This is a genomic window from Zestomonas ipomoeae, assembly GCF_057128665.1.
In genome coordinates this window covers 32,909-53,605 of record NZ_JBSKHQ010000013.1, presented here as the reverse complement: position 1 = coordinate 53,605, position 20,697 = coordinate 32,909, and the positions used below count along the sequence as shown (strand labels likewise).

Here is a 20,697-nt window from a genome sequence, read left to right as displayed (position 1 = left end):
CTCTCTATGCGTTCTGCCCTGACCATCCGGCAACTGACCAAGACCTACGGCAACGGCTTCCAGGCCCTCAAGGGCATCGATCTGGACGTGGCCGAAGGTGATTTCTTCGCTTTGCTCGGCCCCAACGGGGCGGGAAAATCCACCACCATCGGCATCCTTTCCACGCTGGTGAACAAGTCCGGCGGCACAGTGAATGTGTTCGGCCACGACCTGGACCAGGACCCCTCCGGGCTCAAGCGTTGCCTCGGCGTGGTGCCGCAGGAGTTCAACTTCAACCAGTTCGAGAAAGCCTTCGACATCGTCGTGACCCAGGCCGGCTACTACGGCATCCCGCTGCGCGTGGCCAAGGAGCGCGCCGAGCAGTACCTGACCCAGCTCGGCCTGTGGGACAAGCGCGACCAGCCCTCGCGCATGCTCTCCGGCGGCATGAAGCGCCGCCTGATGATCGCCCGGGCGCTGGTCCACCAGCCGCGCCTGCTGATCCTCGATGAGCCGACCGCCGGGGTGGACATCGAGCTGCGCCGCTCGATGTGGAATTTTCTCACCGAGCTGAACCAGCAAGGCATCACCATCATCCTGACCACCCACTATCTGGAGGAGGCCGAGCAGCTCTGCCGCAACATCGGCATCATCGATCACGGCACCATCGTGCAGAACACCAGCATGCGCGAGCTGCTCAAGCAGTTGCATGTGGAAACCTTCCTGCTCGATCTAAAGGAGTCGCAGCTGATCGCCCCGCAACTGGATGGCTATCCGGCGCGGCTGGTGGACGATCACACCCTCGAGGTGCAGGTGGAGAAGAGCCAGGGCGTCACCGAGCTGTTCCGCCAGTTGGCCGGGCAGAAGGTGGAAGTGCTCAGCTTGCGCAACAAGACCAATCGCTTGGAGGAGCTGTTCGTCTCCCTGGTGGAAAAGAACCTGAAGAAGGTGGCCCAATGAACGTCGAACTGCGCCCCAACCTGATTGCCCTACAGACCATCGTCCACCGCGAAGTGCGCCGCTTCACCCGCATCTGGCCGCAGACCCTGCTGCCGCCGGGCATCACCATGGTGCTCTACTTCGTCATCTTCGGCAGCCTGATCGGCCGGCAGATTGGTGACATGGGCGGCTTCAGCTACATGGACTACATCGTGCCGGGGCTGATCATGATGGCGGTGATCACCAACGCCTACAGCAACGTCGTGTCGAGCTTCTTCAGCAGCAAGTTCCAGCGCTCCATCGAGGAGTTGCTGGTGTCGCCGGTGTCTCCCCACGTGATCCTGGTCGGCTATGCCATCGGCGGCATCCTGCGCGGGTTGGCGGTGGGGCTGATCGTGACCCTGTTGTCGCTGTTCTTCACCCAGCTGTCGGTGCATCACCTGGGGGTGACGGTGCTGGTAGTGATGCTGACCGCCACTATCTTCGCCTTCGGCGGCTTCATCAATGCGGTGTTCGCGCGCAACTTCGACGACATCTCGATCATTCCGACCTTCGTGCTGACGCCTCTGACCTACCTCGGCGGGGTCTTCTATTCGATCAATCTGCTACCGCCGTTCTGGCAGACCCTGTCCCTGGCCAATCCGATCCTGCACATGGTCAACGCCTTCCGCTACGGCATCCTGGGCGTTTCCGACATCAATATCGGCGTCGCCATCGGTTTCATGCTGGTCGCTTGCGTGGTGCTCTACCTGGTATGCATTCGCCTGCTCATCAGCGGCCGGGGCATGCGTCAATAAGCGCCCCGCGCTTGCCGCGGCCTCGCTAGACTGGACTATCCGATTGCCACGAGGTTCTTGCATGTCCTGCCTTGCGCGTTTCTGCGGCGTGATCGCGTTGTCGCTGTGGGCACTGGGCGCCCGGGCACAGACGGCACCCGGGCCGCTGGTGGAGGTGGTCAGCCCCCAGCGTGCCTTGGTGCGCGATGAGCTGGTCACCTTCGGTTCGCTGCGCTCGGACGAGTCGGTGACGATTCGCCCCGAGATCGACGGGCGCCTCGCCGGCCTACATTTTCGCGAGGGGCAGGCGGTAAAGGAGGGCGAGCTGCTGGTCAGTCTCGACGATGCCATTGCCCGTGCCGAGTTGGCCCAGGCGCGGGCCAACCTCAACCTGGCGGAAAAGAACTACCAGCGGGCGCAGATGCTGTTCAAGCGCGGCGCCAGCAACGCCCAGGCGCTGGACGAGGCCCAGGCGCAGCAGCAAGCGGCGCGTGCCAGCCTGTCCCTGGCCCAGGCGCGTTTGGACAAGACGCAAATCCGCGCCCCGTACGACGGCGTGCTGGGGCTGCGCGAAGTCAGCCCTGGTGACTACCTGTCCGCCGGCCAGGACATCGTCAACCTGGAGGTGCTCGACCCGCTCAAGGTGGATTTTCGCGTGCCGCAGAAGGCCATCGGGCAGATCCGCCTGGGGCAGCCGGTGGAGATCCGCCTGGACAGCTACCCGGATGAGGTTTTCCGGGGCGAGATCCAGGCGCTCAACCCGCGGCTCGACGAGGTCGGTCGCAGCCAGGCGGTGCGTGCCCGGCTGGACAACGGCGAACGGCGCCTGCGCCCGGGGCAGTTCGTCAAGGTCGTGGTGATCCTTGCCGAGCGCCCGCAGGCTCTGGTGATTCCCGAGGAGGCGGTGATGCCGCTAGGCAACAGGTTGATGGTCAACCTGGTGGTCGACGGCAAGGTGGAGCAGCGGGAGATCAAGCTGGGGCGTCGTGAGCGCGGCCGCGCCGAGGTGCGCGAAGGGCTGCGTGGCGACGAGGTGCTGATCAGTGCCGGCTGGCAGAAGGTCCGGCCGGGCATGGCGGTGCGCACCCAGTCGGCGGATGACGGCGCATGACCCTGTCGGACATCTGCATTCGGCGACCGGTGTTTGCCAGCGTGCTGTCGCTGGTCATCGTGCTGCTCGGGCTGATGGCCTACCAGCGCCTGTCGGTGCGCGAGTACCCGAACATCGACGTGCCCATTGTCACGGTCAACGTCATCTACCCCGGCGCCAGCCCGGAAATCATGGAGTCCCAGGTGGCACAGCCCATCGAGGACGTGCTCTCGGGCATCGAGGGGCTGGACTTCGTCAGCTCCATCAGCCGCACGGAAAATACCCAGATCACCGCGCAGTTCCGCCTCGGCAGCCAGGCCGACGAGGTGGCCAACGATGTGCGCGATCGCCTGGGCCGGGTACGCGGCCTGCTGCCGGACGAGATCGACGAGCCCATCGTGCAGAAGGTCGAGGCCGATGCGCAGCCGGTGGTGTACCTGGCGTTCTTCAGCGAGCGGCATTCGGCGATGGAAATCACCGACCTGCTGGAGCGGGTGGTGCAGGACCGCCTGCAGACCATTCCTGGCGTCTCCGAGGTGCAGATACGCGGTTCCCGCAGCTTGGCCATGCGGCTCTGGCTGGACCCGGAAAAGCTCGCCGCCCACGGCCTGACCGTACAGGACGTCGAAGACGCCTTGCGCCGGCAGAACGTGGAAATCCCGGCGGGCCGCATCGAGTCGCAGGCCCGCGAATTCAATGTGCTGGCGGAAACCGATCTGCGGACCGCCGAGCAGTTCAACGAGCTGATCCTCGACGATTCCCGCGGTTACCTGCTGCGCCTGGCCGATGTCGGGCATGGCGAGATCGGTCCGCAGAGCGTGCGCAGCGTCGTGCGCTACAAGGGCCGCCCGGCGGTGGTGATGGGGCTGATCAAGCAGGCCACGGCCAATCCGCTGGATATTTCCGACGGCCTGGCCGAGGCCATGGACGATGTGCGCGCGTTGCTGCCGGAAGGCATAGAAATGGCGGTGGCCCATGACAACTCGCTGTTCATCCGGGCGTCCATCGACAACGTCTACACCGCCATCTGGGAGGCGGTGGCACTGGTCATCCTGATTATCTTCCTGTTCCTGCGCTCCCTGCGCGCCACGTTGATTCCCCTGGTGACCATTCCGGTGTCGCTGATCGGCGCCTTCGCCCTCATGAGCCTGATGGGCTTCTCCATCAATACGCTGACATTGCTGGCCATGGTCCTGGCCATCGGCCTGGTGGTGGACGATGCCATCGTCATGCTGGAGAACATCCATCGGCACATCGAGGGCGGCACGCCGCCCCTGCGGGCGGCCCTGGTCGGCAGCCGCGAGATTGCCTTCGCGGTGATCGCCATGACCCTGACCCTCGCCGCCGTGTATGCGCCGATCGGCTTCATGCAGGGCAGCACCGGCAGGCTGTTCACCGAGTTCGCCTGGACCCTGGCGGGTGCCGTGCTGGTATCCGGCTTCGTCGCCCTGACGCTGACGCCGATGATGTGCGCGCTGTTGCTCAAGACGCATTCCACCAGCCAGCGCCACAACCGGGGCTACAACCTGATCGAGACGGGCCTCGGCGCGCTCAACCATGGCTATCGGCGCCTGTTGGAGCGCTCGCTGGTTCGCTGGTGGCTGGTCCTGGCCGTACTGCTCGCGGTTTTGCTGGCCTGCCTCTGGTTGTTCGGCGGGCTGAAATCCGAACTGGCGCCCACCGAGGATACCGGCACCCTGATCACCGTGTTCAGCGGGCCGGACGGCGCCACCATCGACTACACCAGCCGCTACGCGCGGCAGATCGAAGCGGCCTATGCCGATATTCCGGAAGCCAATCGCTACCTGGTGGTGGCCGGGTTTCCCACCGTTGTCCAGGGCATTTCCTTCATGAAGCTGGAAGACTGGGGCGAGCGCACGCGCAGCCAGTTCGAGATCCGCCAGGAGCTGTTGCCCAGGCTGCAGGACATCCCAGGCATCCGGGCCTTTCCGGTTAACCGCCCGCCGCTTGGGCAGAGCGCGCGCAACCAGCCGGTGAACCTGGTGGTCCGCTCGTCGCTGGCGTATGCCGAGCTGGAGCAATACGTCGAGACGCTGCTGGCCCGCATGCGCGACTATCCGGGGCTGGAAAGCCTGGACAGCGATCTGCGGTTGAACACGCCGCAACTGAAGGTCGAGGTCAACCGCGAGCAGGCCACGGCAGTGGGCAGCGACGTGGCGACCATCGGGCGGACACTGGAAAGCCTGTTCGGCAGCCGTCAGGTGACGCGCTTCAAGCGCCATGGCGAGCAATACGACGTGCTGGTGCAACTGGCCGATCTCGACCGCAGCAATCCCGACGATCTCGGCCGGGTCTATGTCCGTGGGCGCGATGGGCGCATGGTGCAGCTGTCGAATCTGATCGAAGTGCATGAAACCGTGGCGCCTCGCGAGCTCAATCATTTCAACCAGTTGCGTGCGGTGACCCTGAGCGCCAACGTCGGCGCAGGGCATACCCTCGGCGAAGCGCTGGACCGCCTGGAAACAGAGGCGCGCGAGGTGTTCCCCGCCCAGACCCAGTTCGATTACACCGGTACCTCGCGGGATTTCAAGGAGTCCCGCAGCGGGGTGGCGCTGATCTTCCTGCTTGCCCTGGCATTCATCTACCTGGTGCTGGCGGCGCAGTTCGAGAGTTTCTTCGATCCCTTGCTGATCCTGCTCAGCGTACCGCTGTCGATGGCCGGTGCCTTGCTGGCGCTGACGCTGTTCGGCGGCACCTTGAACATTTACTCGCAGGTGGGGCTGGTGACTCTCATCGGGTTGATCACCAAGCACGGCATCCTGATCGTCGAGTTCGCCAACCAGCTGCTGCGCCAGGGCATCGCGCCGCGCGCTGCGGTGCTTACCGCTGCCCTGCAACGCCTGCGGCCGATCCTGATGACCACCGGGGCCATGGTGCTCGGCTCGCTGCCGCTGGCGATCGCCAGCGGCGCCGGTGCGGAGAGCCGCCAGCAGGTCGGCCTGGTGATCGTCGGCGGGTTGCTGGTCGGTACCTTCTTTACTCTGTTCGTCATTCCCACGCTGTACCTGCTGCTGCGTCGCTGGCGACCGCTGCGGGAAATGGGCGACGAGGTGGCGCAGGATGCAGCGTCGGCCTAACCGGCGGCGTCCGGAGGAAAGTCGAGCACGAAGCGGGTCAGGCCTTCGGCCGACTCGCAACTGATGGTGCCGCCATGGGCTTCCACCAGCGAGCGGGTGATGGTCAGGCCCAGGCCGGCATGCTGGCGTGGCCCGTCACTGTTGCCGGGGGCGCGGTAGAAGCGTTCGAAAAGATGCGGCAACGCGTCGGCCGGGATGTCCTCGCCCTGGTTTTCCACCGTAAGCCGCAGGCCCCCGGCATGGGCCTGGATCTGGACGAGGATTCGTCCTCCGGGCGGGGTATGGCGCAGGGCGTTTTCCAGCAGGTTGCTAAGCAGGCGCCGTAACAGGCTGCGGTCGCCGAGCAGCACGCCATCGCCCTCCCGTTCCAGCGCAACGCGGGTTTCATCGGCAACCGGCCGGTAGAAATCGAGCAGGCCCTCGACCTCCTCGCTGAGCGACAGCGACTCACGTCTGGCGAGCAGCAGGCCATGATCAGCCTTGGCCAGCAACAGCATGTCGTTGACCATCTGCGAGAGGTGTTCGAGGCCTTCGAGATTGCCATGCAGGGCTTCTCGATAGTCTTCCAGGCTGCGGGGGCGCGCCAGCGCCACCTGGGTGCGAGCCAACAGGCTGGCCAGCGGCGTGCGCAACTCATGGGCGATTTCCGCGGAGAACGCCGAGAGCCGGCTGAAGGATTGGTCGAGTCGCGCCAGCATCGCATTCAATGCCTGGATCAGGCCGCGCAGTTCGGCCGGTACCGAGTCGTCATCCAGGCGCACCGCCAGCGAATGCGCCGATACGTTGCCGGCCATCGCGGTCATGTCGCGCAGCGGTTTGAGCCCGCGGCGCGCGACCCAGGCGCCGAGCAGGGCGGTGGCGATGGCGGCCAGGCCCATGGTCAGCCAGATCAGCCGCTGCATGTCGGCCAGGAAGTGTTGGTGGTGGGTGATGTCCATGAGCAGCGTCAGCTTAGGCCCCAGGTAGTAGCGGCTCTGCAGTGGCGCGTAGAGCACGCGGTAACGGGTGGTGCCGTCTTGCCAGTCGTAGAGGCGGCTCGGCGTGGGCATGGGTGTCTCGGACAGCTCCGGTGGATAGGCGAACCACAGACGGCCATCCTCGCCCTGCAGGCGCAGGCCGAGGTCGGGATGGCTGGCCAGCTCGCGTTCCAGTTCGGCCTGCCGTGCCTCCAGCGCCAGCGGGCTGTCCACGCCCCTGAGCAGGTGGCGGAACTGCTGCAGTTGGCCTTCGAGCAGTGCCTGGTCCAGTTCGAGGAAGTGTGCCTCGCTGGCCCGGTGGAACAGCCCCCCGGCAATCAGCGAAACGCCGGCGGTGCAGGCGGCGAACAGCAAGGCGAGGCGGGCGGTGAGGGAAAGGCGGGCGATCATTCCTCGCGCTCCTCCAGCACATAGCCCATGCCGCGTACCGTGTGGATCAGCTTGGCCGGGTGGTCATCATCGAGCTTCGCCCGCAATCGGCGAATGGCGACTTCGATGACATTGGTCTGGCTGTCGAAATGCATGCCCCATACCTCGGCAGCGATCAGCGACTTGGGCAGCACTTCGCCGCGACGGCGCAGCAGCAACTCCAGCAAGGCGAACTCCTTGGCGGTCAGGTCGATACGTCGATCGCCACGACGTGCCTGGCGGCTGAGCAGATCAAGCCGCAAGTCAGCGATCGCCAGGCTGCTTCCTGATGCCGCACCGCGGCGCAACAGGCTGCGCACCCGTGCCAGCAATTCCGGAAAGGCGAAGGGTTTGACCAAGTAATCATCCGCTCCGCTCTCCAGACCGCGAACGCGGTCTTCCACTGCGTCGCGCGCGGTCAGGAACAGCACCGGTGTCGTCACGCCGGCGGTGCGAATGGCGCGCAGGAGCTGCCAGCCATCGCGACCTGGCAGCATGACGTCGAGCAGCAGCAGGGCGTACTCTCCACGCAGTGCCAGCGCTTCGCCCCGTTCGCCATCGCGCTGCCAGTCGACGTCGAAGCCAGCCTCGGTGAGTCCCTGTTGCAGTGCCTGGCCGATCCCCGGCTCGTCTTCGACGATCAGCAGTTTCATCCCCAGCGTTGTCCCTTGTGCATATGTCGAGTGTAGGCGCCGCCAATCAAGTGGGCGCTGAAAGCGCGAGGGAAACTGTATACACTTGCCGCGTTTTGCCAAGCCCGGGTCCTTTCCATGCAGCATCCTGCCGAACATTCGCCGCTGGGCAAGTCCAGCGCCTACATCGCCACCTACACCCCGTCCCTGTTGTTCCCGATTCCCCGCACGGCCAAATGGGCGGAGTTGGGGCTGACCGCGCAAACCCTGCCGTATCGGGGCGTGGATGTGTGGAACTGCTATGAGCTCTCCTGGCTGTTGCCCTCCGGCAAACCGGTCGTGGCCATCGGCGAGTTCGCCATACCCGCCGACTCGCCGAACATCATCGAGTCGAAATCGTTCAAGCTCTACCTCAACTCGCTGAACCAGAGCGTATTCGCCGACCGCGCGGCCCTGGCGGCTGTGCTGGAAAAGGATCTCTCCGCGGTCGCCGGTGCGCCGGTCACGGTGCGCGTTCGCTCGCTGGACGAGGTGGCGGCCGAAGGTATCGCCGTGCTACCGGGCGATTGCATCGACGGGCTGGACGTGGCGATCGGCAACTACGAGCAACCGCAGGCGCAGCTGCTGCGTTGCGATAGCGACAAGCGGGTCGAGGAAAGCTTGCACAGCCATCTGCTGAAGTCCAACTGCCCGGTCACCGGCCAGCCGGACTGGGGCAGCCTGGCGGTGGAGTACCGGGGCGCGGCGCTGGACCATGCCAGTTTCCTGGCTTACCTGGTGAGCTTCCGTCAGCACGCGGACTTCCATGAGCAATGCGTCGAGCGCATTTTTCTCGACCTGTTGCGCCTGCTGCAGCCTGAGCACTTGACCGTCTATGCGCGCTACGTGCGCCGTGGCGGGCTGGATATCAATCCCTACCGCAGCACGGCGCAGTTCCGGCCGGACAACCGGCGCCTGGCCAGGCAGTAGGGGGCGGGGCGCGGAAGCCCCTTCAGATGCCCATGTTGGCCAGGCTTTGCATGATGTTGCGCAGGGTTCCGGCGAGGGTGGGGTGACTGGCTTCGAAGCGCTCCACCGCCAGGTTGACGCCATCCACCAGCGACGCGTCGGGTTCGCTGGCGACTTCCTGGGCCAGGCGCAGGTCGATCTCATGCATCAGTTCGAGCAGCGCGGCGCGCTCCTCGCTATCCAGCGGTGGGTCCTGGGCCAGCTGTTCGCGCAGTTTCTGCAGTTGTTGCTGCAAGCGTTCGGACATGGCGATCTTTCCTCCTGATGACAACGATTCGGCTACAGGACGAGCCGGTATTGTCATAGAGGTTACTGCAAGCCGGACACTCTTGCGCTGATCGCGATCAAACCGAGCGCTTGCATCGTTTCAGGGTTTTTCACCCTTTTGCTGGCGCACGGCCAGATCCTGCAGGCAGGGCCCCAGCTCGCCGAGGTGATCGATTACCGAATGCACGCCTAGGCGATAGAGTTCCAGGGTGGCTTGGGCGCGCAATCGATCCCGTTCGAGATGGCCGAGGGCCTGCCAGTCGGCCGGTGCCATGCCGAACGGGTTGCCGCAAGCAGCCAGGCCGATGGTCCAGAGGCCGGCGTTGAGGCCGGCCTGTAGCAGTCGCGGCGAACCGCCGACGAGCACGCAGCCGTGTAGCTGGGGGACGCCCAGCGCCATTAGCGCCTGCCAGCAGGCGCCCGGTGCCGGCGGAGTCTCGTCCAGGTTCATGCCCGGTAGCCATTGGGGCAACGGTGCGGCGAGGCGTCGGCTGACGCCGTCCGGTAGCTCGTCCAGCCAGGCGCAGGGCACGCCCAGCCGGTGCAGTTCGGCCAGTTGTTCCAGCGCCCCGGCAGTCGCCTCGGCATGCTCATCCGCGACCTTCGCCATCGCCTGCTCCAGGGCCTCCAGCTCCTGCGCTTGCCCCTCCCGGCCCAGCACCCGGGCCATTGCCATGGGCGGTGGCAGATCCACCGGCACCAGGTGGCGTGCTTGCGGATACAGGCGCGACAGCGCGACCGGCAGGGTACGGGCGCCAAAATCCACCAGGCAGCCGGAGAGGCCGAACAGCACGGCGGTGAAGACGGGAAGGCGGGTAGCGTCGTGCATCGTCGATGGATTCTGATGGGTGGGCATTCAGCCTAGGGCGCGGCGATGACGAGCAGATGACCGTATCGTGACGGCGTGCGGCCGAGGGGGCTGGCCATTTCTGTGTTCCGCTATGCTGCCCAAAGCCAGTGGCACGTTTTATACTGCGCGCCCTGAACGCTGGCTGCAGGCCAGCATCATTCTACGAGGAGTGTCTGCGATGCGTGAGCCCGGCGCGAGCTGGATCGAAGGAATTGGGCGGCTGGTCGCCTGTGTCTGCCTGGTGCTGCTGCCGGCTGCTGCCCAGGCGTCCGAAGAGGACCCTTGGGAGGCCTTCAACCGACCGGTCTTTCGTTTCAACGACACCCTCGATACCTATGCCTTGAAGCCGCTGGCACAGGGTTACCGGAAGGTCACCCCGGACTTCCTCGAGGAGGGCGTGCACAACGTCTTCGGCAACCTCGGCGAGGTGGTCAACTTGAGCAACGACCTGCTGCAGGCAAAATTCCACGACGCCGGGGTGGATACCGGACGGCTGATCTTCAACACCACCTTTGGTCTGCTGGGCTTCTTCGATGTAGCGACCAAGATGGGGTTGCAGCGCAACGACGAAGATTTCGGCCAGACCCTCGGCGCCTGGGGGCTGGGCAGCGGTCCCTACCTGGTCCTGCCGTTGCTCGGACCGAGCACGCCTCGCGACGCCTTCGGCAAACTGCCGGACAGCTATCTCGGGCCATACCCCCATATCGACCACGTGCCGACCCGTAACGTCATTCGTGCGGTGGACGTGGTCGACACACGTGCCGAGCTGCTGTCGGCGGAACGCCTGATTACCGGAGACAAATACGTCTTCATCCGCAACGCCTACCTGCAGAACCGTGAGTTCAAGGTCAAGGACGGCGAAGTCGAAGACGACTTCTAATGAGCGGGATATAAACAAGGCGGCCTAGGCCGCCTTTCTTATATATGCAGGGATCAGGTCATCGACAGGATGGCCAACCCCAGGGACTGCCGGCCGTTGCCCAGGTCGATGACGCGCACCACCTCGGCCTCGGCATCCAGACCCTTGAGTTCGTTGTGCTCCGAGGCAATGTGCACGTTGACCTTCTCACCCAGGCTGAGACTGCATTCGACTTCCAGTTGCATGCCGGTGCTGGACAGGTCCAGGCACAGCGCGGGAATTTCTCGCCCGGCATGCCGCAGCACCACCGGTGCTTCAAGGCGCATGCGGATGTAATCGCGTTTCTCGCTGTAGGCTTGATCGTGCTGGCTCATGGACTCGGTCCTCTTGTTCTGTGGGCACTCCCGGAGCTTCTTATAACCCCCACCGATTTCAGGTGTAAAGAAGCGTAGCGAAGTCCGGCGGACGAGTGGCCTGCGCTTGAATCGACGGGCGGATGGGAGTACCGTCTGCGCCGTGAAGCGAACCCAGTACGCGCGCGCCATCGGCTTCCGGCCTGGCGCTTATGCCAACCTTTCCCCGGCGTCGTTTTGACTCCCCATGCAGAATCCCAGCGCCACGCTGCTGATAATCGATGATGACGAGGTCGTACGCGCGAGCCTCGCGGCCTACCTGGAAGACAGCGGGTTTACGGTCTTGCAGGCGAGCAACGGTCTGCAAGGGCTGCAGGTGTTCGAGCGCGAGACGCCCGATCTGGTGATATGCGATCTGCGCATGCCACAGGTGGATGGCCTGGAGCTGATTCGTCGTATCGGCGAGCTGCACGTCGAGGTCCCGGTGATCGTGGTCTCCGGCGCTGGCGTGATGAGCGATGCCGTGGAGGCCTTGCGCCTGGGGGCCGCCGATTACCTGATCAAGCCGCTGGAAGACCTGGCGGTGCTCGAGCATTCCGTGCGTCGGGCGCTGGATCGCTCGCGCTTGCGGCTGGAAAACCATCGTTACCGTGAAAAGCTGGAGGCCACCAATCGCGAGTTGCAGGCCAGCCTGCACCTGTTGGAAGAGGACCAGAATGCCGGTCGCCAGGTGCAGATGAACATGCTGCCCGTGACGCCCTGGCTGGTCGATGGCCTGAAGTTCGCCCACCAGATCATTCCGTCCCTGTATCTCTCCGGTGATTTCGTCGACTACTTCCGAGTGGACGAGCGCCGTATCGCTTTCTACCTGGCCGATGTCTCCGGGCACGGCGCGTCCTCCGCGTTCGTCACCGTGCTGCTCAAGTTCATGACCACCCGTTTGCTTTACGAATCACGGCGTGGCGGTGTCCTGCGCGAGTTCAAGCCCTCCGAAGTGCTCGACCATATCAACCGGGGCCTGATCAACTGCAAGCTGGGCAAGCACGTCACCATGCTCGGTGGCGTGATCGACGAGCAGAGCGGCAAGCTGACCTACAGCATCGGCGGGCACCTGCCGCTGCCGGTGCTCTACAGCGAAGGCGAGGCGCGCTACCTGCAAGGGCGCGGCTTGCCGGTGGGGCTGTTCAACGATGCGGTGTACCAGGACTACGAATTGCAGTTGCCGGAAGCCTTCAGCCTGACCCTGCTGTCGGATGGCATCATGGACCTTTTGCCAGGCGATACACTCAAAGACAAAGAAGCCGTGCTGCCGCAACTGGTGAGTTCGGCGGGCGGCACTCTAGACGGTCTGCGTCAGGTTTTCGGGCTGGCGGAGCTGGGCGAGATGCCGGATGATATCGCCTTGCTGGTATTGAGCAGGAACCTTGCATGAGTACCGGTAAAATCCAGTTTGCCGAGCAGAGCGGGACCTTCGTTCTGAAGTTCGTCGGCGAGATTCGCCTGACGCTCTGTTCCGCCTTGGATTCCACCATCGAGAGAATCTTCTCGGCCCTGAATTTCTCGGCGATCGTCATCGATCTGACGGAAACCAGCAGCATCGACAGCACCACGTTGGGCCTGCTGGCCAAGTTGTCCATCCTGTCCCGGCAAAAGGTCGGGCTGCTGCCCACCGTGGTGACCACCCACCCGGACATCACCCGCTTGCTGCAATCGATGGGCTTCGATCAGGTGTTCAACATCGTCGATCGCCCCATTCCTTGCCCGGAGGCGCTGTCCGACCTGCCTTCCCAGGATCAGTCGGAAGAGGTGGTCAAGGCCAAGGTGCTCGAAGCGCATCGAATCCTCATGGGGCTCAACGAGTCCAATCGCGAAGCCTTCCATGACCTGGTGAGCGCCCTCGAGCGCAATTGACGTTCGCTTCCCCTATCCGGGCGCCTCGCGCCCGGTGTGTACAACCTGTTCGTTCAGGCCTTGGCGGCCAGCAGGGCTTCGAGTTTCTCCTGGTCGCGGGCGAACAGGCGAATGCCTTCCGCCAGCTTTTCGGTGGCCATGGCATCCTCGTTGTGGGCCCAGCGGAACGCTGCTTCATCCATGACCTGCCGTGGCTCGCCTGCTTTGCCAGGGCTGAGTTTGCGCGGCAACTCGCCCGGATCATCGGCAAGTTTCTGCAGCAGTTCGGGGCTGATGGTCAGGCGGTCGCATCCGGCGAGTTGTTCGATCTGGCCCAGATTGCGGAAGCTCGCGCCCATCACCACCGTCGCATAGCCATTGGCCTTGTAGTAGTCATAGATGCGGGTGACCGAACGTACCCCCGGGTCTTCCTCGCCGACGAAGTCGCGGCCCTCGGCCTTCTTGTACCAGTCGTAGATGCGCCCGACAAACGGAGAGATCAGAAAGACGCCGGCGTCGGCGCAGGCGGCAGCCTGGGCGAAGGAGAACAGCAGCGTCAGGTTGGTCTGGATGCCGCTCTTTTCCAGCTGTTCGGCGGCGCGGATGCCTTCCCAGGTGGAGGCGATCTTGATCAGCACCCGGTCGCGGCCGATGCCGGCGTCTTCATACAAGCCGATCAGGCGCTCGGCGCGGTTCAGCGTCGCCTGTTTGTCGAACGACAGGCGTGCGTCTACCTCGGTGGAAATGCGTCCGGGGATAACCTTGAGGATTTCCTGCCCGACCGCCACGGCAAAGCGGTCACAGGCCATGCCGGAGTCGCCACCGGCACCGGCGACCGCATCATCCAGCAGCCTGGCGTAGCGCGGCAGGGCAGCGGCCTTTAGCAGCAGGGAAGGGTTGGTGGTGGCATCCACCGGATGCAGGCGGGAAATGGCGTCGAGATCGCCGGTATCGGCGACCACGGTGGTGAATTGCTTGAGGCGTTCCAGTTTCGAGGTCATGGGCATGCTCTGTCCTTTGCGATCCCCTGACCTTACCCGAGCCCTCGCGAAGGCTCAACGGCCGACTTCTCACCGCGAGGCTTTGTTTGACTGAAGGGTCAATGTCCTTCGAGCAATTCTGTGGCCTGGTCGAACAGCGCCAGCGGATCGCCGGCTTTGTGCACGTCGACCGAGAGCAGCTGGCGGAAGCGTCGGGCACCCGGAAACCCTTGGCCCAGGCCCAGCACGTGGCGCGTGATGTGGTGCATGGCGCCGCCATCGGCCAGGTGTTGTTCGACGTAGGGGCGCAGCCGGCGCAAGGCGTCCGCGCGGCCGATGACGGGATCGCGACTGTCGAATAGCCGCTGGTCCACGTTCGCCAGCAGGTAGGGGTTGTGATAGGCCTCGCGTCCGAGCATCACGCCGTCGAAGATCGCCAGGTGCTCCTGGCATTGATCCAGGGACTTGATGCCGCCGTTGAGGATAATTTCCAAGTCGGGGAAATCGCGCTTGAGTTGCTCCGCCACGTCATAGCGCAGCGGCGGAATTTCCCGGTTTTCCTTCGGTGACAGGCCAGCGAGGATGGCGATGCGGGCATGCACGGTGAAGCTGCGGCAACCGGCATCGCGTACCTGGCCGACGAAGTCGCAGAGCTCGGCATAGCTGTCGCGACCGTCGATGCCGATGCGGTGCTTGACCGTGACCGGGATGGATACCGCGTCGCGCATGGCCTTTACGCAGTCGGCCACCAGGCCCGGGTGGCCCATCAGGCAGGCGCCGATCATGTTGTTCTGGACCCGGTCGCTGGGGCAGCCGACATTCAGGTTGACCTCGTCGTAGCCGGCCTGCTGCGCCATGCGCGCGCACTCTGCCAGCTCCTCCGGCACGCTGCCACCCAACTGCAGGGCGAGCGGGTACTCGGCCTCGGCGTGGCGCAGGAATCGCTCATGATCGCCGCGCAGCAGGGCGCCGGTGGTGACCATCTCGGTATAGAGCAGGGCGTGGCGCGACAGGATGCGCAGGAAGTACCGGCAATGACGGTCAGTCCAATCCATCATCGGGGCAACGGAAAAGCGGCGGGAAATGTCGGTGCGAGGCATGGGGCAAGGGAAAGCAAAAGAGGCGTAGTGTACCCCAAGGCAGGGGCCGAACAGGAACTTAGCGGCGCAGCCCATCGTCTACCGGTTGGAGCCCCAGGGCATTCGGGGGCGTGCGCAAAACAGATGAAGTAAGGAGACCGTCATGTTCTCTTCCTCATGGGGGCGGCGCTTGGCCGTCGCTCTTTGTGCGTTGCAACTCTTTGTCTTCGCTCAGATTCCGCTGGCCCAGGCGGCCATGATCGGCACCCCGGAAATCCTTTCGCAGCATCAGCAAAAGGTCGACCGCCAGCAGTTGTCAGGCATGCTCGATGACCGCCAGGTCCAGCAGAAGCTGGAAGCATTGGGCGTCGACCGGGCCCAGGTCGAACAGCGCATCGACAGCCTCACCGCTGCCGAGCTGGCGCAGTTCAACCAGCAGCTTAGCGAGGCGCCGGCGGGGGCCAACGCGGTGGGCATCATCGTGTTGTTCCTGGTGATCTTCATCATTACCGACATGCTGTGTGCGACCGATCTCTTCAGCTTCGTCAAGTGCATCAATCGGTGAGTCGCAGTTGTTATGTCATCCTGGTCTTGCTGTTGTGTCTGGGAGGCTGCGCCCGGTTGCCGGTATCGCCGGATATCGGGCGTTTGCCTGAGCGGGTCGAGCTGAACGAAGTGCCTTTTTTCGCCCAGCAGGCCTACCAGTGCGGGCCTGCGGCCCTCGCCGCCATGCTCAACCAGCGGGGCGTGCTCACCACGCCGGGCTTGCTCAAGGAACGGGTATACCTGCCCGGGCGGGAAGGTAGCCTGCAGGTCGAACTGGTGGCTGCTGCGCGCGCGCACGATCTGTTGGTCTACCCGCTGCAGCCGCGGCTGGAGGAACTGTTGGCCGAGGTGGCGGCCGGCAACCCGGTACTGGTGTTCCAGAATCTTGCGTTCGACTGGTGGCCGCGCTGGCACTACGCAGTATTGGTGGGCTATGACCGTCGCGAACAGACGGTAACGCTGCGCTCCGGTACGACGCGGCGCTGGGTCACTGATTTCCAAAGTTTCGTCGCCACCTGGCAGCGCGCCGGGCACTGGGCGGTGCTCACCTTGCCGCCTGATCGCCTGCCAGCCACTGCCCGGCTGCGGCCATGGTTGCAGGCGGCCAGCGATCTCGAGGAAACCGGTCGCAAATCCACGGCCCTTGAGGCTTATCGGACAGCGACCGAGCACTGGCCCGAGGCGTCGATTGCCTGGTTCGCGCTGGCCAATGGTTTGTACGGTGACGGTGACCGCATCGGGGCCGAGGGTGCGCTGCGGCGGAGCCTGTTGCGCTCGCCGGATTTTGCCGCCGGCTGGTTCAATCTTTCCGAGGTGCTCGCCGAGCGCGGTTGCCAGGAGGGGGCGAGGACGGCGCGCCTGTGCGCCCAGCGGCTCGCGCCTGGCGAGGCTCGCTTCCAGGCAGCGCCGGCCCAGTCAGTCGAACGGCCCGGGCAATGTGCACCGCCGCCCAGCTGCCCTTGAATCCACCGACCCTGCCGACCGCGCCCGCCCTTGAGCGGGCGTTATTGCCTCCTGAGTCTCTCAAGCGAACATCCATTCGCTAGATGTCTTATAGCTATCACGGCTATCCTTCTGCTAAACAGCGCCGGTCATTCTGTTTGTGACTTTATAGTCATGGTCATTCAGTTTGGCCTGCCGCCGCCGATATCCAGGCGAGCACAGCAGGGCTGCGGGGTCTTGCTGCATGGCTGGAATGCGCCAATAAGAAGAACAGGAGCCATAGCATGAGCAGTCTTCGCAATCTGCCGATCAACCGTCGCCTTTGGCTGATTCTCGCCGTGGCTGTGCTGATGCTGTTCGTGCTGGGGGTGTTGATGCTGCGGCAGATCAGCAGCGACCTGTATCAGCACAAGGCGGAGAAAACCCAGCACGTGGTGCAGAGCGCGGTGGGCATTCTCAAGCATTACCACGGCCTGGAACAGGCTGGCAGCCTCAGTCGCGAGGACGCGCAGATGCAGGCGAAGGAGCTGATCCGGGGGCTGCGCTATGGCCGCGACGACTATTTCTGGATCAACGATCTTGGGCCGCGCATGGTCATGCATCCGACCAACCCCAAGCTGGAAGGGCAGGACCTCTCAGGGATCAAGGACCCGGATGGCAAGGCGCTGTTCAATGACATGGTGCGGGTGGCCAGGAGCCAGGGCGCGGGCATGGTCGAGTACCGCTGGCCCAAGCCCGGCAGCAGCGACCCGGTGCCGAAGACGTCCTATATCGAACTGTTCCAGCCCTGGGGCTGGATTCTCGGCTCCGGCGTCTATGTCGACGACGTGCAGCAGCAGTTCCGCGAGCAGGCCTGGCGCGCCTCCGGCATCGGCCTGGTGATCGTGGTGCTGATGGGGATGCTCTTGGGACTGATCGTGCGCAGTATCACCCGGCCGCTGCAGGAGGTGGTCGGAGCCATGGCCGATATCGCCAGCGGCGAGGGCGATTTGACCCGGAGCCTCGACCCCCAGGGGCACGACGAACTGAGCGCGTTGGCCAGCCACTTCAACGCCTTCACCCAGAAGCTGCGGCAGGTCATCGGCCAGACGCTGCAGGCCGCCGGTACCTTGGACGAGGCGGCTCGATCCCTGGGCGGGGTAGCCGGCAATACCCTGCAGCACAGCCAGCAGCAGGCGCAGCAGATGGAGCAGGTGGCGACGGCGATCAACGAGGTCACCTATGGCGTGCAGGACGTGGCGAAGAATGCGGAGCAGGCCGCCAGCGAGGTGCAGACGGCCGAAGCGCAAGCCCAGCAGGGCCAGCAGAACATCGACACCAGCCTGCGGCAGATCGACCAGCTCTCCGCGACCATCGACCAGTCCGTGCAGGTGATCCAGACGCTGGCCGAGGAGAGCACCCAGATCGGCAGCGTGCTGGAAGTGATTCGCTCGATTGCCGAGCAGACCAACCTGCTGGCCTTGAACGCGGCCATCGAGGCGGCGCGTGCCGGCGAGCAGGGCCGGGGATTCGCGGTGGTGGCGGATGAGGTACGCCTGCTGGCCCAGCGGACCCAGCAGTCCACGGCGGAAATCCACGCGATGATCGAGCGCTTGCAGAGCAATTCGGAGGCGGCGGTGAAGGTGATCAACGACAGCAGCAAAGCCTCCCAGGCGACCGTCGAGCAGGCCAGCCAGGCCAGCGAAAGCCTGGCGCAGATCACCCAGTCGCTGCGCAACCTGACGGCGCTCAACGCCTCGATCGCCAGTGCCACGCTGCAGCAGGCCAAGGTGGTGGAAGACATCAACCAGACCGTGACCACCGCTGCCGGCCTGGCTCATGACAATACCCTGGCGGCCGAGCAATCCAGCTCCGCCAGCCAGAATCTCAATCAACTGGCCGAGCGGATGAGCCAGCTCCTGGGGCAATTCCGCGTGTAACCACTGCCGCTCGTGTTCCGTTGCCGCAGCGAGCCTCTTGTCGATCGAGTCGCGGCCGATAACACCGATGGACAGTTGCCGGTCGTATCAGAGGATTGTTGCCTATGCGTTGGTTCGCCGATCTGCGGATTGCCTACAAGACGGCCATTGTCCCGGTGGTGCTCTGCACCTTGCTGATCGTGCTGGGGGTCGTGTCGTCGCTGTCCCTGAGCAGCATTGCCAGCCGCGTGCATGTGGTTACCCGGGAACTGGGGCCGAACATGGGCCACATTGCCCAGGTGGCCGACGGCATGGCCCGTTTGCAGCTCTCCGTGCGGCAATATGCCCGCAGTGGCGAGGCGGCTGCCGAGCAGCAGTTCTCCCAGCTCGACAGGCGCGTGAGCGAGGCGTTGCAGCGCACCGGTGAGCAATTGCACGATGCCGAGCGGCAACGCTTGCTGGCAGCCATCGAGAAGCTACATCAGCAATACAGCCGTCTGTTCCGCGAGCAACTGGTGCCCCTCAGCCAGCAGCGCCAGCAACTGGTCGGCAGCGAACTGGGCCAGCACGGCCCGGCGATCGAGAAAATCCTTTCTTCGATTCTCGGCAACGCGCAGCAGGACTTCGATCTCGATGCCGTCTTCTATTCCAGCGCCGGCATGCGCAATCTGCTACTGGGCAGCCAGTATCTCTACCAGTACCTGCAGGAGAACCAGCCCGAGCAGGCCAAGGCGTTTGCCCGAGAACTGGACAATGCCCAGAGCACCATCAGCGTCCTGCGTGACCGCACCAGCAGCGACAGCACTCGGGAAAAGCTCAACAGCGCGTTGGCCAGCCTCGAGCAGTACAAGGCTGCGGCGGCCAAGGCGGTGCAACTGGTCGAGGCGCGCAACGCCGCGCTGCTGGAGATGGATCGCATCGACCCGCAGATCGCCGACCTGGCCAGCCAGTTGCAGGGCAGCATCATGGATTCCATGGCCGAGGCGTCGAGCACGGCCGACGACACCGTGGCCAAGGTCAACCAGCTGTTCTGGGGGCTGGTGCTGGCGGCCCTGCTGTTCGGCGGGCTGGTGGCCTACGGCGTCGGCGCCGCCCTGGTGCGGGCGCTGGGGCAGATCAACCAGATGCTGCAAGACATGGCCGAAGGCGAGGGGGACCTGACCAAGCGCCTGCCGGTGCAGGGGCAGGACGACCTTGGACGTCTCGCGCAGAGCTTCAATACCTTTGTCGAAAAGATCCGCCGGACCGTCGCCGAGGTGGCGCAGGCGTCGCGTACCCTGGAGCAGGCGGCTGGCGACCTGCAGGGCTCCGCCGAAACCGCGCACCGCGATGTCGAGCAGCAGCGCGACGAGAGCAGCCAGATCGCCTCGGCGATGACGGAGATGTCCGCCAGCGCCCACGAGACAGCCCATAGCGCGCAACTGGGCCAGCAGCTGTCCCAGGACGCCCGGCAGGCTGCCAGCGATGGCCTGGCGCGGGTGCAATCCAACCGCTCTGCCATGAACAGCCTGGCGGAGAAGGTGGATAAGCTGGCCGAGGTGATCGAATCCCTGCGTAGCGACAGTGGCCGCATCGGTTCGGTGATGGAGGTGATCCGTTCGATTGCTGAGCAGACCAACCTGCTGGCGCTCAACGCTGCCATCGAGGCCGCGCGGGCAGGGGACCAGGGACGCGGCTTCGCCGTGGTCGCCGATGAAGTGCGTTCCCTGGCCCAGCGTACCCAGCAGTCGACCGAGGAAATCCAGGAAATCGTCCAGACCCTGCAGCGGCGCAGCCAGGCGTCGATGGAAATGATGAGCGAGAGCCAGCAGGCCCTGAGCCATGCCAGTGGTAGCGCCGAGCAGACCAGCGAGGCGCTGCAGTCGATCACCGCCGCCGTGGATGCCATCGACCAGAACATTCAGCAGATGGCCTCTGCCGCCGGCGAGCAGGCCAAGGTCGCCGAGGAGGTCGGGGTAGGGGTGGTGCGTGCCAACAGCATCAGCGAGCACACCTTCGCCACCGTCGAGCAAACCCGCGCGGCCGCCCAGAGCATTCGTCAGCTGGAGAGCCGGCTGAGTCGCCTGATCGAGCAGTTCCAGACCTGAGTGGGCTGGCCGCCAGGAGCGGCTTGCCTGCCTGGAGTC

19 protein-coding genes are annotated in these 20,697 nt (G+C 64.6%); 12 read left to right on the top strand and 7 right to left on the bottom strand.

The window, feature by feature from the left end; translation table 11 throughout:
• Positions 1-6 precede the first annotated feature (6 nt).
• From ACWKV7_RS14975 to ACWKV7_RS14960, 4 genes are all read left to right on the top strand, one after another.
• Positions 7-939: an ABC transporter ATP-binding protein gene (locus ACWKV7_RS14975; protein ID WP_483858481.1), complete on the top strand. Its 933-nt coding sequence runs from the start codon at positions 7-9 to the stop codon at positions 937-939.
• A complete protein-coding gene (locus tag ACWKV7_RS14970; protein WP_483858480.1) occupies positions 936-1,715 on the top strand; it encodes an ABC transporter permease in 780 nt (259 codons plus the stop codon). Before ACWKV7_RS14975 ends, ACWKV7_RS14970 begins: the two co-directional genes overlap by 4 nt.
• Positions 1,716-1,776: 61 nt before the next feature.
• Positions 1,777-2,805: an efflux RND transporter periplasmic adaptor subunit gene (locus ACWKV7_RS14965; protein ID WP_483858479.1), complete on the top strand. Its 1,029-nt coding sequence runs from the start codon at positions 1,777-1,779 to the stop codon at positions 2,803-2,805.
• Entirely contained in the window at positions 2,802-5,882 is a 3,081-nt protein-coding gene (locus ACWKV7_RS14960; RefSeq protein WP_483858478.1) for an efflux RND transporter permease subunit, read from the top strand. Before ACWKV7_RS14965 ends, ACWKV7_RS14960 begins: the two co-directional genes overlap by 4 nt.
• Here the strand turns inward: ACWKV7_RS14960 and ACWKV7_RS14955 are convergent.
• Together ACWKV7_RS14955 and ACWKV7_RS14950 are read right to left on the bottom strand one after the other, a co-directional pair.
• Entirely contained in the window at positions 5,879-7,249 is a 1,371-nt protein-coding gene (locus ACWKV7_RS14955) for a heavy metal sensor histidine kinase (protein WP_483858477.1), read from the bottom strand. The genes ACWKV7_RS14960 and ACWKV7_RS14955 overlap by 4 nt on opposite strands.
• Entirely contained in the window at positions 7,246-7,920 is a 675-nt protein-coding gene (locus tag ACWKV7_RS14950) for a heavy metal response regulator transcription factor (RefSeq protein ID WP_483858476.1), read from the bottom strand. Before ACWKV7_RS14950 ends, ACWKV7_RS14955 begins: the two co-directional genes overlap by 4 nt.
• Before the next feature lie 117 nt (positions 7,921-8,037).
• On the opposite strand from ACWKV7_RS14950, the gene queF reads away from it, so the two are divergent.
• Entirely contained in the window at positions 8,038-8,868 is an 831-nt protein-coding gene (gene queF, locus ACWKV7_RS14945; RefSeq protein ID WP_483858475.1) for an NADPH-dependent 7-cyano-7-deazaguanine reductase QueF, read from the top strand.
• 22 nt (positions 8,869-8,890) lie between these two features.
• Here queF and ACWKV7_RS14940 read toward each other — a convergent pair whose 3' ends face one another.
• Positions 8,891-9,154 (bottom strand): DUF4404 family protein, encoded by a 264-nt coding sequence (locus tag ACWKV7_RS14940; RefSeq protein WP_483858474.1) that lies wholly within the window; start codon positions 9,152-9,154, stop codon positions 8,891-8,893.
• Positions 9,155-9,274: 120 nt separating this feature from the next.
• Positions 9,275-10,003, bottom strand: coding sequence for an HAD superfamily inactivated hydrolase PcrP (pcrP, locus tag ACWKV7_RS14935; protein ID WP_483858473.1), 729 nt, complete (start codon positions 10,001-10,003; stop codon positions 9,275-9,277).
• Positions 10,004-10,202: 199 nt separating this feature from the next.
• Here pcrP and ACWKV7_RS14930 point away from each other — a divergent pair, with 199 nt between their 5' ends.
• A complete protein-coding gene (locus ACWKV7_RS14930) occupies positions 10,203-10,904 on the top strand; it encodes an MlaA family lipoprotein (RefSeq protein ID WP_483858472.1) in 702 nt (233 codons plus the stop codon).
• 53 nt (positions 10,905-10,957) lie between these two features.
• Here ACWKV7_RS14930 and ACWKV7_RS14925 read toward each other — a convergent pair whose 3' ends face one another.
• Positions 10,958-11,257 (bottom strand): PilZ domain-containing protein, encoded by a 300-nt coding sequence (locus ACWKV7_RS14925; RefSeq protein ID WP_483858471.1) that lies wholly within the window; start codon positions 11,255-11,257, stop codon positions 10,958-10,960.
• Positions 11,258-11,483: 226 nt separating this feature from the next.
• On the opposite strand from ACWKV7_RS14925, the gene rssB reads away from it, so the two are divergent.
• Positions 11,484-12,668: a two-component system response regulator RssB gene (gene rssB, locus ACWKV7_RS14920; protein WP_483858470.1), complete on the top strand. Its 1,185-nt coding sequence runs from the start codon at positions 11,484-11,486 to the stop codon at positions 12,666-12,668.
• The gene (rssC, locus tag ACWKV7_RS14915) at positions 12,665-13,147 is read left to right on the top strand and encodes an anti-sigma factor antagonist RssC (protein WP_483858469.1); all 483 of its coding nucleotides are present in this window, start codon (positions 12,665-12,667) and stop codon (positions 13,145-13,147) included. Before rssB ends, rssC begins: the two co-directional genes overlap by 4 nt.
• A gap of 53 nt (positions 13,148-13,200) precedes the next feature.
• Here rssC and tal read toward each other — a convergent pair whose 3' ends face one another.
• A complete protein-coding gene (gene tal, locus ACWKV7_RS14910) occupies positions 13,201-14,127 on the bottom strand; it encodes a transaldolase (protein ID WP_483858468.1) in 927 nt (308 codons plus the stop codon).
• A 98-nt stretch (positions 14,128-14,225) separates the two neighbouring features.
• Positions 14,226-15,206, bottom strand: coding sequence for a tRNA dihydrouridine(20/20a) synthase DusA (gene dusA, locus ACWKV7_RS14905; RefSeq protein WP_483858467.1), 981 nt, complete (start codon positions 15,204-15,206; stop codon positions 14,226-14,228).
• A 142-nt stretch (positions 15,207-15,348) separates the two neighbouring features.
• Here dusA and ACWKV7_RS14900 point away from each other — a divergent pair, with 142 nt between their 5' ends.
• The 4 genes from ACWKV7_RS14900 to ACWKV7_RS23750 all read left to right on the top strand — a co-directional run bounded on the left by ACWKV7_RS14900 (position 15,349) and on the right by ACWKV7_RS23750 (position 20,658).
• Positions 15,349-15,750 (top strand): PA2779 family protein, encoded by a 402-nt coding sequence (locus ACWKV7_RS14900; RefSeq protein ID WP_483858466.1) that lies wholly within the window; start codon positions 15,349-15,351, stop codon positions 15,748-15,750.
• The gene (locus ACWKV7_RS14895; protein ID WP_487249220.1) at positions 15,735-16,694 is read left to right on the top strand and encodes a PA2778 family cysteine peptidase; all 960 of its coding nucleotides are present in this window, start codon (positions 15,735-15,737) and stop codon (positions 16,692-16,694) included. The genes ACWKV7_RS14900 and ACWKV7_RS14895 overlap by 16 nt, the downstream gene beginning before the upstream one ends.
• A gap of 263 nt (positions 16,695-16,957) precedes the next feature.
• On the top strand, positions 16,958-18,592 hold the full coding sequence (locus ACWKV7_RS23755; protein WP_487249219.1) for a methyl-accepting chemotaxis protein: 1,635 nt from the start codon (positions 16,958-16,960) through the stop codon (positions 18,590-18,592).
• 104 nt (positions 18,593-18,696) lie between these two features.
• Positions 18,697-20,658: a methyl-accepting chemotaxis protein gene (locus ACWKV7_RS23750; protein WP_487249218.1), complete on the top strand. Its 1,962-nt coding sequence runs from the start codon at positions 18,697-18,699 to the stop codon at positions 20,656-20,658.
• Positions 20,659-20,697: the final 39 nt, after the last annotated feature.